This window comes from Falsirhodobacter algicola, from assembly GCF_018279165.1.
Lineage (GTDB): Bacteria > Pseudomonadota > Alphaproteobacteria > Rhodobacterales > Rhodobacteraceae > Falsirhodobacter > Falsirhodobacter algicola.
This window is the reverse complement of sequence record NZ_CP047289.1, coordinates 527295-541129: the sequence shown is the minus strand read 5'-3', so window position 1 is coordinate 541129 and position 13835 is coordinate 527295. Positions and strand designations below refer to the sequence as shown.

12 protein-coding genes are annotated in these 13835 nt (G+C 66.9%); 5 read left to right on the top strand and 7 right to left on the bottom strand.

The genetic code is table 11. The features are described from left to right. Positions 1–78 precede the first annotated feature (78 nt). The 4 genes from GR316_RS02735 to GR316_RS02720 all read left to right on the top strand — a co-directional run bounded on the left by GR316_RS02735 (position 79) and on the right by GR316_RS02720 (position 4433). Positions 79–1305 carry an ABC transporter substrate-binding protein gene (locus tag GR316_RS02735; protein WP_211784531.1) on the top strand — a complete coding sequence of 409 codons (1227 nt, stop codon included), beginning with the start codon at positions 79–81 and terminating at the stop codon, positions 1303–1305. A 72-nt stretch (positions 1306–1377) separates the two neighbouring features. Next, positions 1378–2319 (top strand): MBL fold metallo-hydrolase, encoded by a 942-nt coding sequence (locus tag GR316_RS02730; protein WP_211784530.1) that lies wholly within the window; start codon positions 1378–1380, stop codon positions 2317–2319. A gap of 45 nt (positions 2320–2364) precedes the next feature. After that, positions 2365–3534, top strand: coding sequence for an aminotransferase-like domain-containing protein (locus GR316_RS02725; RefSeq protein WP_211784529.1), 1170 nt, complete (start codon positions 2365–2367; stop codon positions 3532–3534). Beyond that, the gene (locus GR316_RS02720; protein ID WP_211784528.1) at positions 3534–4433 is read left to right on the top strand and encodes an AEC family transporter; all 900 of its coding nucleotides are present in this window, start codon (positions 3534–3536) and stop codon (positions 4431–4433) included. Before GR316_RS02725 ends, GR316_RS02720 begins: the two co-directional genes overlap by 1 nt. On the opposite strand, the gene GR316_RS02715 is transcribed toward GR316_RS02720, so the two are convergent. The 7 genes from GR316_RS02715 to GR316_RS02685 form a co-directional block, all read right to left on the bottom strand. Further along, positions 4422–5618: a cytochrome-c peroxidase gene (locus GR316_RS02715; protein ID WP_211784527.1), complete on the bottom strand. Its 1197-nt coding sequence runs from the start codon at positions 5616–5618 to the stop codon at positions 4422–4424. The genes GR316_RS02720 and GR316_RS02715 overlap by 12 nt on opposite strands. A 3-nt stretch (positions 5619–5621) precedes the next feature. Further along, positions 5622–6551 carry a sterol desaturase family protein gene (locus tag GR316_RS02710; RefSeq protein WP_211784526.1) on the bottom strand — a complete coding sequence of 310 codons (930 nt, stop codon included), beginning with the start codon at positions 6549–6551 and terminating at the stop codon, positions 5622–5624. A 5-nt stretch (positions 6552–6556) separates the two neighbouring features. After that, positions 6557–7552: a hypothetical protein gene (locus GR316_RS02705; protein WP_211784525.1), complete on the bottom strand. Its 996-nt coding sequence runs from the start codon at positions 7550–7552 to the stop codon at positions 6557–6559. After that, on the bottom strand, positions 7549–8898 hold the full coding sequence (locus tag GR316_RS02700; protein WP_211784524.1) for a di-heme oxidoredictase family protein: 1350 nt from the start codon (positions 8896–8898) through the stop codon (positions 7549–7551). The genes GR316_RS02705 and GR316_RS02700 overlap by 4 nt, the downstream gene beginning before the upstream one ends. 83 nt (positions 8899–8981) lie before the next feature. Further along, positions 8982–10316 carry an imelysin family protein gene (locus GR316_RS02695; protein ID WP_211784523.1) on the bottom strand — a complete coding sequence of 445 codons (1335 nt, stop codon included), beginning with the start codon at positions 10314–10316 and terminating at the stop codon, positions 8982–8984. Positions 10317–10358: 42 nt separating this feature from the next. After that, the gene (locus GR316_RS02690) at positions 10359–11219 is read right to left on the bottom strand and encodes an FTR1 family iron permease (protein ID WP_211784522.1); all 861 of its coding nucleotides are present in this window, start codon (positions 11217–11219) and stop codon (positions 10359–10361) included. Next, positions 11216–11608 carry a cupredoxin domain-containing protein gene (locus GR316_RS02685; protein WP_211784521.1) on the bottom strand — a complete coding sequence of 131 codons (393 nt, stop codon included), beginning with the start codon at positions 11606–11608 and terminating at the stop codon, positions 11216–11218. The genes GR316_RS02690 and GR316_RS02685 overlap by 4 nt, the downstream gene beginning before the upstream one ends. Before the next feature lie 223 nt (positions 11609–11831). Here GR316_RS02685 and GR316_RS02680 point away from each other — a divergent pair, with 223 nt between their 5' ends. Continuing rightward, a complete protein-coding gene (locus GR316_RS02680; protein WP_211784520.1) occupies positions 11832–13796 on the top strand; it encodes a bifunctional 2',3'-cyclic-nucleotide 2'-phosphodiesterase/3'-nucleotidase in 1965 nt (654 codons plus the stop codon). Positions 13797–13835: the final 39 nt, after the last annotated feature.

Sequence of the window (13835 nt, the reverse complement as noted above, 5' to 3'; positions counted from 1 at the left end):
CCGCAGAAGCCGGAACGCCCCCGACCGACGCGCGTGCCAAGCGGCTGCGCATCCCCGACCCAACAGAAGGATAATGACATGAGACTCTCCCGCAGACTGTTCGTTTCCTCGGCGGCCGTCACGCTTGCATCCCCGGCCTTCCTGCGCACCGGCCTTGCCCAATCCGCGCCGATCCTGATCGGCAGCATGACCCCGCTGACCGGCGGCGGTGGCCCCTACGGCCCCGAAAAGAGCGATGCGCACCGCGCCGTCGTCGCCGCCGTCAACAGCCAAGGCGGCGTCATGGGCCGCGAGGTTCGCCTGATCTCCGAAGACAGCGAAACCAACCCCGAAGCCGCCGTGCGCGCCGCCCGCAAACTGATCGACGCCGATAAGGTGTCGGCCATCCTCGGGACATGGGCCTCGTCGGTGTCGCTCGGGATCATGCCGCTGTGCCAAGAGGCGAATGTCCTTCAGGTCTTCTCCGGCTCGTCGGACTATCTGCCGGATGGCGACACCAAGGGGCTGATCTTCAACCTTCAGCCGCTGAACAAGGCATGGGCCGTGGCGCTGGCGGACCTTGCGGTGCAGCGCGGTTTCACCGAGGTCGCCTTCGCCGGGCCCAAGAACGATTTCGCAGCCTCCATGGGGGAATCCTTCGCGACCTCCATGCAGAAGCTGGGCGGTTCGATCGTGGGGGAGCCGTTCTACTACAACCCCGGTCAGGCCTCCTACCGCGCCGAGGCGGAGCATCTGATCCGTATGAACCCGCCCGCGATCTTCGTCGCCGGCTATGTCACCGATTTCGTGCCGGTGTACCGCGAGCTGATCCGCGGCGGCTATACCGGGCAGATCATCACCCTGTCCTTCGCCGTGGGCCCGGCCTTCAAGGATGCGGTGGGCGGTGCGGCCGACGGTATCCTGCACGGCTCTCCGGTGCCGCCGATCGGCAAGGACAGCTACGAGACCTATCTGCGCCTCGTCGGGATCGAACCGACCGGGCAGGTGCAGAACTCGTTCGGCTGCATGGCCTATGACGAGATGAACCTGTGCCTTCTGGGCATGGAAGCGGCCAAGAGCACCGACTCCCTTGCCGTGGCCGACGCGATCCGCCGGATCGCCAATGGCCCGGGCGAGCGGGTGACGACCTTCGCCGAAGGCAAGGCGCTGATCGAGGCCGGGACCGAGATGAACTACGACGGTGCCAGCTCCTCGGTCGATTTCCAAGAGAACGGGATGCTCCGCAGCCGCGATTTCGCCCTGTACGAGATCAAGGACGGCGAAGACGAGATCATCCTGACCACCACGAGCGACGCCACCCTCTGAGGCGAGCGAACGCGGGCGCGGCGGCCATGGCGGACGCGCCCGCACGATACATGAACGGAAGGGTTCAGCCCCATGACGACACGACCCAACGACAGCCGCATCAACGAAGGCATGTGGGCTTGGCGACAGCCGGAAAACCACAACCACATGATCGCGGTGCAGTCGGGGGCCATCCCCCTGCCCGAGGCCGAGAGCGACGCGGGCGGCACCTTCGAGCTGGCCTATTTCGGCGGCTCGGCGTTTCGGATCACCGCGCCTTCCGGGGTGACGCTGATGATCGATCCGTGGCGGAACCTGCCGATCGGCAACTGGGACTGGTATCACTACGACTTCCCCCGCGAATGCGTGGACATCGTGCTGTCGACGCATGCTCATTTTGATCATGACGCCGTGCATATGGTCAGCGCCTCGGTGGTGCTGGACCGGTTGATCGGCACCTATGCCTTCGGCGATGTGCGCATCACCGGCATCGCCGACAAGCATGTCAGCGACAGCACCCACAACGCCTATGACTGGGCCGAGATGACCCGCCGCCTGACGCCCATCGAAACGGACCCCGAAACGAACTGGCGGTCCTATGACAATTGCCTTTTGCTGATCGAGACGGCGGGAATGCGGATCCTGCACTGGGGCGACAACCGCCCCGATGCGCCCCGGCATGTCTGGGATGCTTTGGGCGAGATCGACGTGCTGCTGCTGCCCGTGGACGGGTCCGAGCATGTGCTGAGCGATGCGCAGGCCGATGAGGTCGCCCGCCGCCTGAAGGCCAAGGTCATCGTGCCGCATCATTACGGCATCTGGAACCTGACGGCCCGCGCCTCGACGATGCTGCCTTGCGATGCGTGGGTGGATGCGCACCCGAACGCGATCCGCACCGAGAGCGGCACCTACGCCTTCCGCCGCGATTTCGTGATGGCCCAATCCGGCCGGGTCGTGCATTTCGGCGATCACCTCGCCTTCACCCCGCCGCTGAGCGAAGGCCCCGAGGTCAAGGATCGCCGCAACTCCCCCTGACGCTACGCAGCGCTCCTTTCCCGCAACTTTCCGGCACGGCTTGACATGAACCTCTCCCCCCTCGTGACCTCGATCCCCGAAAACCCCCTTCGGGCCCTGTTTCCCTATGCAGCGCGGCCGGGGATGCTGAACCTCGCCAGCGGGCACCCCTCGCGCGATGCCTATGACGTGCAGGGGCTGGAGGATGCCGCCGCGGCGGCCGCCCGCGATCCCGGCGCGTGGACCTATGGCCCCGCCGCCGGCGATCCCGGTCTGATCGAGGCGATCGGCGATTTCGCCCGCCCCGCCCCGCCCGGCGGCAAGCTGATCGTGACATCGGGCGCGCAGCAGGCGGTGGAGCTTGCGTTGCGTGCCCTCGCCCCTCCGGGAAGCGAGGTGCTGCTGCCCGAACCGATCTATCCCGCGATCCTGTCGCTGTGCGCCTCGGCGGGGCTGCGGGTCCGGGGCTATGCGGTCGGGGCCGAGGATACGGCGCTGGACGGGCTGGCGGCAGCCCTGCGCGCGGGGAATGCGCGGGCGATCTATGCCCTGCCGACCTATTCCAATCCGGGCGGCGAGACATGGAGCCAAAGCCAGAGGCTGCGCGCCCTGACCCTGTGCGCCGAGGCCGGGGTGCCGCTGATCGAGGACGACCCCTACCGCATGCTGCATCTGGACAGCCCCCCGCCCCCCAGCCTTGCGGAGCTTGCCGCCGAGGTGCCGGGCGCCTGCGTCATCCATGCGGGCAGCCTGTCGAAGTTCGTGGCGCCGGGGCTGCGCCTCGGCTGGGCGACGGGGCCGACCCCGATCCTGCAGGCGATGCAGGATCTACGGCAGGCGGCGGATCTTCAGCCCAATTCCTTTGCCCAGCGGGTGGCCGTCCATTACCTGCGCTCGGGCCGCGTGGCGGGGCATCTGGAGCGGGTCCGCGCGCTTTATGCCGCGCGCAAGGCGGCGCTGTCGGACGCGCTGCACACCGCCGGGTTCACCATCCCCCAGACGGGCGGCGGCATGTTCCTCTTCCCGCGCCTGCCCGAGGGCCAACAGGCGCGCGCCCTGTTCGACCGGGCCGTCGCGGCGGATGTCCTGATCGCCCCCGGTCCCGCCTTTGCGCTGCCCGCCGGCACAAGCCGCTTCGATGATCGGGCGCGGCTGTGCTTTGCAGGCCTGTCCGAGGATCTGATCCGCGAGGCCGCCGCGCGGCTGATCGCCGCCATGGAACGGACGGCCGCCTGATGGATGTCTTCCTCGCCCTTCTGCCCGATCTCTTGCTGATCCTGATCGGTGTTCTGCTGCGCAACGTCTCCGGGCTGGGAGAGGCGGGATGGAAGGCCATCGACACCCTCAATTTCCGGGTGCTGTTTCCCGCCCTCATCTTCTTTGCCGCCAGCGGTGCGATCTTCACGCTGCATGATCTGACGGCGATCGGGCTGGGCGTCTGGCTGATCATGGCCTTAGGCTGCGGTCTTGCTTGGCTCTTCAGGCCGTTCGGGCCGCAGCGGTTTCTAGATTTCGCCGGGTTGTGGCAGACCGCGTGGCGGTTCAACTCGGCCATCGCTCTGGTCGCGACCAACGCCCTCTCGGCCGAGATCCGGTCGATGATGGCCGTCGCCATCGGCACCGCCGTGCCCGTGGCCAACATCATGGCGATCAGCGCCCTGTCGCGCGGCAATGCCCTCAGTCTTGCACAGACGGTGAAACAGGTCCTGAGCAATCCGTTCTTCTTGGCCAGCATCGGGGGGATTTTGCTGTCCTCCAGCGGTCTGATGCCGCCGCCGCAGATCATGGAGGTGCCGCAGCGTCTGGCCGAAGCGGCGATCCCGCTCGCGCTCCTGTCGATCGGGGCCTCGCTCGACGGGCGGGCGCTGGCGCGGATGAACCTGTTCCTCGGGGTGCTGAACGGGATCAAGCTGCTGGCTCTGCCGGGCATCACGCTGATCGTGGCGCGGCTTGCGGGGCTGCCGGCGGCGCAGACGAGCACGCTCGTGATCTTCGCAGCCCTTCCCACGGCCTCGGCGGCGCATATCCTCGCCTCGGTGTTCGGGGCGGACCGGGCGGCGGTTGCGACGATGATCGCGCAATCCACCCTCTTGGGCTGCATCACCCTGCCCCTGTGGCTCGCCCTACTCGGCTGAGGCGGTCTGCGTCTTGGCCGCGTCTTCGTCTGCCAAGAGCGGCTCGTAGCGTTCGTCGGTCAGGGTCTTGAGGAAGGCGACGATGGCGTCCACCTTCCGGTCGCTCAGGGCCTTGGCACGCAGTTCGTCCAGATCGACGGTGCCCGGCACCTCGGCCTCGGCCCAAGGTTTCCCCGTCTCGGGGTTCAGGACGCGGTCCGGGTTGTTGAACTTGTCGTAGAACTCCACCACCGTGCGCAGATCCTTGAAGACGCCATTGTGCATATAGGGGCCTGTGACGGCGACGTTGCGCAGGCTCGGCACCCGGAAACGCCCGTCTTGCGCGGGATCGTCGACGGCGGGGTTATCGAGCAGGCCGTGATCGACATACCCCTCCGGCACTTGGCCAAGCGCCAGAAGATCGGGGTTCGAGGGCACGCCGATATTGCGGTAGCGGAAATTGGTGAACGGCTCTTCGGGGGCATCCTCGCGTTGCAGCTGATGGCATTTGGCGCAGCTGACATTGTCGTTCGAAAAGAACAACGTACGGCCCAAATCCTCCAGCACGGTCAGATCGTATTCGCCGCGCAGGAAACGGTCGTACTTGCTGTCATGAGAGGAGAACTGCTCCGTCCGCTCGAACGCCTCGATCGCGCGGCCAAAGGCGGCATAGGCGGTGGAGCCGTCCTTGTCCTCGAAGACCTCGGGCCCGTAGAGGCGCGTGAAGGCGGCGGCATAGGCGGGGTTCTCGCGGATGCGCTCCACCACCGAGGCGCCGTCGGGCATCATCATCTCGCGCATGTCGAGGGTCGGCGACAGGGCCTGATCGGCAAGGTTCGGGGCCCGCCCGTCATGGAACAGGCCGCCCAGATACTCGCCCGTCTCCGGGTCGAAATGGAACTCCGGCACCTCCAGCGCATAGGTGATCATCGGCGCGTTGCGCACCCCCATGGCGTGTTCGTCATCGCCCAGCGACACGATGCCCGCCGCCGTCGTCTCCCGCGCATCGGTGAAGGCGCGGGCCGGATCGTGGCAGGTCGCGCAGGCGGTGCGGCGATGGGCGGAAAAGTTGGTGTCGAAGAACAGCGCCTCGCCCAGCTCCGCCTCGGTGGCGGGGACATGATCGGCCGTGCGCGCCGGCAGCGCGCCGAGGGCCGCAACAGAGGCCAGTCCGGCCAGAAGCGCGAGGGAAAGACGGACGGACATCGCTCAGGTCCTTCGGATCAGCCGACCGATGTCGCGGAACGGCTCCAGCAGCAGCGCCGAGATCGAGGCATAGCGCGCGCCCCGCGGCCCGATGCCGTAATCGGGCGCTCCCTCCGTTTCCCCCGGCAGACGGAGCGAGCCGAACATCCAGTCCCAGACCGACAGGCAGGAGCCGAAATTGCTGTTCAGGTACCGCCGGTCGTGGTGAATCTGGTGCTGCGCCGGAGAGACGAGCACATGCTCCAGCCAGCGGCCATAGCTGAGGCGGACATGGCTGTGCCGCAGGTTCGCCGTGAAGGCGAAGAAGATCACGATGAAGAGGTTTTCCCCGAACACCGTATAGAGATCGAGCCGCGCCCCGAAGAGGAAGATGAACAGCCCCGCAATCGCCCCCGCCACGATGGAATGGCGCAGCGCGAACAGCAGGCTTTCCACCGGGTGGATGCGATAGACGAGCAGCGGGGTCAGCACCTCGGCGGCGTGATGGACCCGGTGGAACGGCCACAGCCAGCGCGACCGATGCATCAGCCGGTGCAGCCAATAGCGCGACAGGTCCGACAGCAGGAACAGCACCACGGTATAGGTCAGCACGATGTCGCGGTAGCGCCATGCGAGGAAGGGCGGATCGTAGAAGGCGTTCAGCGTGTGCAGCACCCACAGCGCGACGGTCTGCACCGACAGGATGAAGGGCACGATCAGCGCCGTCCTGAGCCCCCATGCCACGAGGAAATACACCGCATCCAGCCGCGAATCCCGGCCCAGCCAATAGGCGCGCATCCGCGCCCGCGACGGCCAGTCGCCCGCCAGCAGCATCAGCGCCAGCGCGATGACCGCACTGCCCAGCAGATAGAGCCAGAAGATCCGCTCCGACCCGTCAAGGAACCCCTCGAACGGTGTCGGCAGGCTGTGCAGGTCGGCCAGCATCCGCTCCATCGCGATCAGTCCCCATCCGCATCCACAAGACCGAGCGACACGCCCACCAACAGCGCGAGCGAGTCGTAGTAGCTGTTCTGCGCCTGACGCAGCGCATTGATGATCGGCACGCTGGCGCGCGGATCGAACCACGCGTCCTGCGGCACCGCCTCATAGAGGCGGACCGCTTCGGCAAGGCCGTCCTGCACCTCGGCAAGGCCGGTGCCTGCGCCGCGGGCCTTGGCGATGGTGGCAAGGTTCGGCTCCCCCTCGGCGCCCAGCAGGCGCAGATGGGTGTCGAGGATCGCGCCGATCGTGGGCCACGAGGCATCGCCCCACGGGAATTGGCGGTTTTCGGGATGGGCGCGGCCCAGCGTCTTCTTCGTCAGGCCCGCCACCTCGGCCAACCGCCAGTCCCGCGTCTTGTAGAGGTTCTGGATCTGCGCATTCATCAGAAGGCCGACCGCCTCGTCCGGGTCCGACAGGAAATCGTCGCGGTGTTCGGCATAGCCCTCCTCCACCGTCTCGAACCGGGAACAGAGCGATTGCGTCGCATATTGCGCCAAGGCCGCGCGGCGGTCCGACCACGGACCGGAGAACAGAAGATCGTCGAGCGCGGTCATGCTGCGATAGGCGTTCTTGTAGAGCGCCTTAGCCGGATCGGACTCGCTGTCGATCGCACGACCGAGGCTAGCGTGCAGATCCTCCTTGCCGTGGTGGAACATGTCGATCAGCAGCGGATAATCCATCGCATCCATGTCAAAGGAGCCGAGGACATAGGCCGCCTCCACGCGCCCCCAGCCCATGGCCAGCGCCTCGAACCCGGCCGCGCGTTCGTCGGCGGTCCCGCCCGCCTCCAGCGTGGCCGACAGCGCGTGGCAGCTTTCTACCGTGCCTGCGGCATCGGCCTGAAGCACGGTGTCGTAGATCGCCGTCAAGGCATCGGCCTCGTCCTGCGCGGCGGCGGCCAGCGGCATCAGGGCGGCAAGGAGGGCGGAAGACAGGATGGCGCGACGGATCATAGGCTCTCCAGATAATCGAGGATCGCGGCACGGTCGACCGCAGTCAGGTTTGTGAACGCCGCACGGGCATGGGCCGCCTCGCCGCCATGCCAGAGGATCGCCTCCTCGGAGGTGCGGGCGCGGGCGTCGTGCAGGAAACGGTGGCCCGCGCGCAGCCGCGCGCCAAGGCCCATCAGCGGCGCGGTGCGGAATTCGGACGGTCCGGCATCCTGCTCGCGCACGCCATCGGCAAGGCCGGGGCCCATATCGTGCAGCAGGTAATCGCTCATCGGATGGAAGGTGCGGCCATCCTCGGTGGTCATCGCGGGGCGATGACAGGCCGTGCACCCCGCCCCATCGAACAGCGCCTGCCCGCGCGCATCCGCCGGTGCATCCGGCGCGCGAAAGCCCGAAAGATAGTCCTCGATCGCGGCCAGCCGGTCGCCCGGCAGATCCAGCGGGCCCTGCGGCGAAGGGCGGCCCCGTTTCGCCGCGCGGCAGTCCGCCTGATCGGGGCGGCACAGCTCATTCGGATAGAGCGGGTTCGTCAGCCCCATATCCAGCGCGGCGGCATTCGCGATCTGCGCCTGCAGCGTCGGCTCGGACGCTTTCCAGCCATAGCGGCCAAGGCGGCCATCCGGCATCCGGTTCGCCCGCCCGCTGATGCCATCGCCGTCGCGGTCCGCCGGATCGGCCCAATCGAGGATTTCGGCATCCGGCACCGCGTCCAAGAGGCCCAGCCCCGCCAATGCAGGCGGCTGGCGCAGATAGATCACCGTATCCGGGGCCAGAGGGCCGTAATTGAGCCCCTCCAGCCGGGGGATCAGCCGCTGGAGCGCCACCTCGGACCCATCCGGATAGCGGAAGGTCCTCTCCTCGGTCTCGAGCGCCGGGCGCGCTTCGGGACGGATGCGGCCCACGGCGTTGATCGCGATCTGCGCGCCATATGCGGGATCGACGATGCGGGCATGGTCCGGCACCTCGGGATCGACCGTCTCCATCCGCGCGGCATGCAGATCGGGCCGGGCCAGCTTGAACAGCAGCGGCCGCAGCGGTTGCCCCTCGGGGCCAATGGTCGCGGCCGAGCCGTTGTCTTCGTGACAGCTGGCGCAGGTATTGGCGTTGAAGAGCGGGCCGAGCCCGTCGCGGGCGCTGGTCGCGGCGGGAGCGGCCACCCACGGGATCGAAAAGAACGACCGCCCCAGCATCCGCCGGTCGATCGCGGCGTCATCCGCGGCGGGCATGGCGCGGGCAAAGGGCGCGTCGGCCCGCGCATCGACCAGCCATGCGGGCAGATCCGGCGCAGCGGCAAGCGCCGGCGTCACCGGTGACAGGGCGATGGTCGCCAGAAGGATCTCCTTGCACATCAATCCGTTCCTGCCCCTTCAACGCAGGAAGGCACGCCCGTTCCGTTCGGACGCGCCTCCCCGGCCGGTCGGTCCGCCTTGCCTCAGTCGACCTGAGTTTCCTCCGGGTCGGTCACGTTGTCGGTGGTCAGCGACAGGCCGTATTCCGGCGCGATCTCCACCATCTCATCGCCGAGCGAGCGCAGGCGGTTCTTCAGCGTCACGATGTTCTGCACCGATTCCTCGTTCTGCGGCTGGATCTGGTAATCGAAATGCATTTCCGTTTCGGCCAGATCGTTCACCATCGCGATGCGCCCGTCGATGTCCGACATCAGCTTGTCCAAGGCGGCACGCTCATCGTCCGGCAGCGCATCGGCCAGACCGGGGCCGATATCCTCGCCCTGATATTCGCCCAAGAGGACGTTGTGGATGCCCTCGTAGTTCAGGGCGATGTCGCGATGCGTGTTGTCGGAGAAGCACGAATGCTCGTCTTCCTCGGACGGGGTCAGCACGGCCACGGCGATCCGCTCGTTGGCAAGCTCGGACTTGGCAAAGACGCCCACGCCGACGAGGATCTGCTTGATCGCGTCCTGCAGCGGGATGTTGCGCGAAGCCATGTCGCCATCGAGTTCCCCCAGCAGCGCCGCGCGATAAAGGCCGTGATCGCCGTCTACCGTGTCGTCCCACGCGCCGGACACCACCGTCAGATCGCCCACCAGCTTGTCCGCCGCCGCCTGAAGATAGGCCAGCCGCCGGGCGGCATGGGCGTCGGTGGTGAAATCGCTCAGCGGGCGCTGACCGGCCGTCATCGGGCCGGGGGTGACGCTGTCCTCGATCATGTTCGCGTAATCCTGATCCTGCCCCCAAAGCAGGAACTCGATCGCGTGATACCCGGTGGAGACGTTGGCATCGCCGCCATTCTCGTTCAGGGCCGCCAGCGCATCGGGGGTGATCGTCGTCAGATCGACGCCCTGGGCATCCTCGCCGCCTGGGGTGAACATGCCCGCCGTGTCGATGATGTTGCCCGAGGTCGTCTCCCCATCGGCATCGACGGTGTAGTCGATCATGTTCTCATCGAGCGGCCATGCGTTGATCTGCCCCTCGGGGGCGCCATACGCCTCCGCGACCCAGCCGGACTCGGCGTCGATCGGGCCACCGGACAGGCGGAACACCTCGGTCGGGCCATAGGTCTCGCGCGATTGCAGCCATGCGTCCTTGGCGGCCTGCAGCGTCTCTTCGGTCGGATCGGCGGCGAAGGCGTCGATGCTGTCCTTCAGCGCGCGCGCATCCGACAGCGCGTCGGCGTAACTGTCATGGGCGATGGTGGCATAGGTCGAAAGCACGTCCATCTTGGCGTCCTGGCTCAATTCGGCCTGAGCCAAGGCCGGCATGCCAAGCGCGAAACAGGTGGCGATCAGCGCGATCCGATCCGTGTTCATGTCGATGTCCCTTCGTGTTTTATGCGTTTGGTTCGTGGGCCGTCAGGCGGCAACCGCCCGTGCGGCGCCGAGGCGGCGGTTCTGCCAAGCGAAAAGCCCCGCAACCGCGCCCCAGTACAGGATGAGCATGACGATATCCCAGCCAATCGGCTGCGAGCGATAGGCCGCCAGCGTCGACAGCAGGCTTCCCAGCACCGAGCTGTCGGAGAGGATGGCCGAACTGTCCCAGACGGTCGAATAGACCCAGCCCGGCAGATCGACCGAGGACAGATGCACCGACAGCAGTTTGCCCATCGCCGTCAGGAACAGCGCCGATCCGAGGAAGAGCAGCATCCATTCCGTCACCCGGAAGAACCACCGCCACGAGATGAACCGTGCCCCGGCCTGAAGCCCCCAGAACAGAAGAAGCGCGATGCCCAGCCCCACCCCGGCCGAGGCCGCGAAGGCCGCGAAATCGCCGAGCGTCTGAAGCCGCAGGAACGAGCCATAGAGGAAGACCACCGTCTCCGAGCCTTCGCGGCCGATGGCGATGGCCGCCAGCGCAAAGACGCCCCACCAGCGCGAGGTGGCGACGCTGCGATCCAGCCCGTCCTCCAGATCGCGGCGCAGGGTGCGCCCGTTCTGGCGCATCCAGAACACCATCTGCACGATCAGCACCGCCGCAAGCGTCAGCATCCCGACCTCGAACCAACTGCGCGCGGTGGCGCCGAGGAAGGTCGCGACCCCGACCAGCGTCAGCGCCAGCGCCGTGGCCAGCGCAAAGCCCGCCACGATCCCGCCCAGCAGCCATGCCCGCCCGGTGCGCGCGTCCGGCCTCCGGGCCATCCACGCCCACAGGATGCCGATGATCAGCAGCGCCTCAACGCTTTCGCGCGCGACGATGAAGACGACCTGCCCCATCATTCCGCAGCCTCCTTCGCGATCAGCTGCCCGTTCGCGCCGGGCTGGAATTCGTCGAAGTAATCGTAGGTGCCGGGATCGAGCGGCGTGACCGTCAGCGTCGTGTCCATGCCCATGAACAGCACCTCTTCGAGGCGCATCTGATTGCTCTCGAACTCGCCCGGCATGGTGCCGCTGTTGGTGACATGCAGCTTGAAGCGGGTGCGCGCGGGCACCACCAGTTCGGCCGGCAGCAGAACGCCGTCCTTCAATTCGATCTCGTAGGTCGGGATCTCGGCATCCGGATCGACGGGGGCCGAAAAGCCCTCCTGCGCCGCGGCCGGAAGGCCCGATAGAACGCAAAGGATCGACAGCGCGGCGGATGTCGGAAGCAGGCGGGCAAGATGGATCATCGCGCGACTCGTGACATATTGGGACGGGCGAAAACACCCGATTAATTAACTCAGCAATAGGCGGAAGGCCGCCCGAAGTCAAACAAGGCGCCCGAAACGCAGGCGCAGCGCATGTAAACTCCGCGTGTGGATGACGGCGGATGTGCAAGAATGCGCAGAACGCTTGCCCAGCGGCATGGCCCGCCGCTAGGGTCTGCGTATTTGCTACCTTGAGGGACGAACCATGCCCATGATCCTTACCCGCCGCGCCCTGCTCATGACCGGGGCGGCCGGCGCCGTGACGCTTCTGCACCCGTTTACGGCCCGCGCCGCGGCTGGCCAGGCCCATCTGCGGATCCTTGCCACCACCGACCTGCACTGCAACGTGCAACCCTATGATTATTATGCCGACAAGCCGGTGGACACCCTGGGTCTCGCCCGCACCGCCACCATCCTCGAAGGCCTGCGGTCCGAGGCCGCCAACAGCCTGACGGTGGACAATGGCGACTATCTTCAGGGCAACCCAATGGGCGACTGGGCCGCGCATGGCGGCATGAAGGATGGCGATGTACATCCGGTCATCGCGGGCATGAACGCGGTCGGCTATGACGCCGGCACGCTGGGCAACCACGAATTCAACTATGGCGTGCCGTTCCTCGAACAGGTGAATGCCGGGGCCGCCTTCCCCGTCGTCTGCGCGAACTTCGCCCGCACCCTCGGCGCGACCCCGCTGGAGGATGACCTCTGGACCAAGCCCTATGTGATCCTCGAGCGCGACCTCGTGGATGGCGAAGGACAGTCCCGCCCCATCAAGATCGGCGTGATCGGCTTCGTACCGCCGCAGATCATGCAGTGGGACCGGGCGAACCTCGAAGGCAGCTACGCCACGCGCGACATCATCGAGGCCGCCGAGACATGGCTGCCCGTGATGAAGGATGACGGTGCGGACATCGTCATCGCCCTGTGCCATTCGGGCATCGACACCGCCCCGTTCGAGCCGGGGATGGAGAACGCGGCCTATCACTTGGCCCGCGTGGACGGGATCGACGCGCTGATCACCGGGCATGCCCATTCCGAATGGCCGTCGGACAAATATGACGGCGAGGGGATGGACCATAGCAACGGCCGCATTCACGGCGTTCCGGCGGTGATGGCCGGGTTCTGGGGTTCGCATCTGGGTGTCGTCGATCTGATGCTGACCCATGACGGCGATGGGTGGAGCGTGCAGGACGGCGAATCCGCGCTGCACCCGATCGCCCAGCGGACCGAGGACAACAAGACCGTGGCCCTCGTCACCGATTACGAGCCCGCGATCGACGCGACGGCCGCCGCCCATGACGCGACGCTGGAATATATCCGCGCCGAAGTGGGCCGCACCGATGCGCCGCTCTACAGCTATTTCGCGCTGGTGGCGGATGATCCGTCGGTGCAGATCGTCAGCCTTGCCCAAAGCTGGTACGTCGCCCAGCTGCTGACCGGGACCGAGCATGAGGGGCTTCCGATCCTCTCCGCCGCAGCGCCCTTCAAGGCAGGCGGGCGCGGCGGGCCGGATTACTACACCGATGTGCCGGCCGGGCCGATCGCTATCAAGAACGTGTCGGATCTCTATCTCTATCCCAACACGCTATGCGCGGTGCGCATCACCGGGGCACAGCTGAAGGATTGGCTGGAACGGTCCGCCGGGGCGTTCAATCAGGTGAAACCGGGCCTTGCGGACCAGCCGCTTCTGGATGACGAGTTCCGCTCCTACAACTTCGATGTGATCGACGGGGTCACCTACCGGATCGACCTGACGCAACCCTCGCGCTTCGACGGCGAAGGGGAGCTGGCCGACGAGGCGGCGAACCGCATCGTCGATCTGCAATGGAACGGCGCGCCCGTCACCCCCGAGCAGGAGTTCATCGTGGCGACGAACAACTACCGCGCCTCGGGCGGTGGACATTTCACCGGCGCGGATGGCACGACGACGATCCTGCAGGCCCCCGACGCGAACCGCGACGTGGTCGTCCGCTACATTCAGGATCAGGGCACGATCAGCCCCGCCGCCGATGCCAACTGGAGCTTTGCCCCCGTCGAAGGCGCGACCGTCACCTTCGAAACCGGCCCGCAGGCCGTGGCCTATGCGGACCAGATCCGCGCCCGCGGCACGAAGCTGGAGCATGTCGGCCCGGCCGGTGACGGGTTCGAGCGGTTCCGCATCACGCTCTGACACGGCGGCGCGATCCGGGTGCGGTTTGGCGTGGAACCG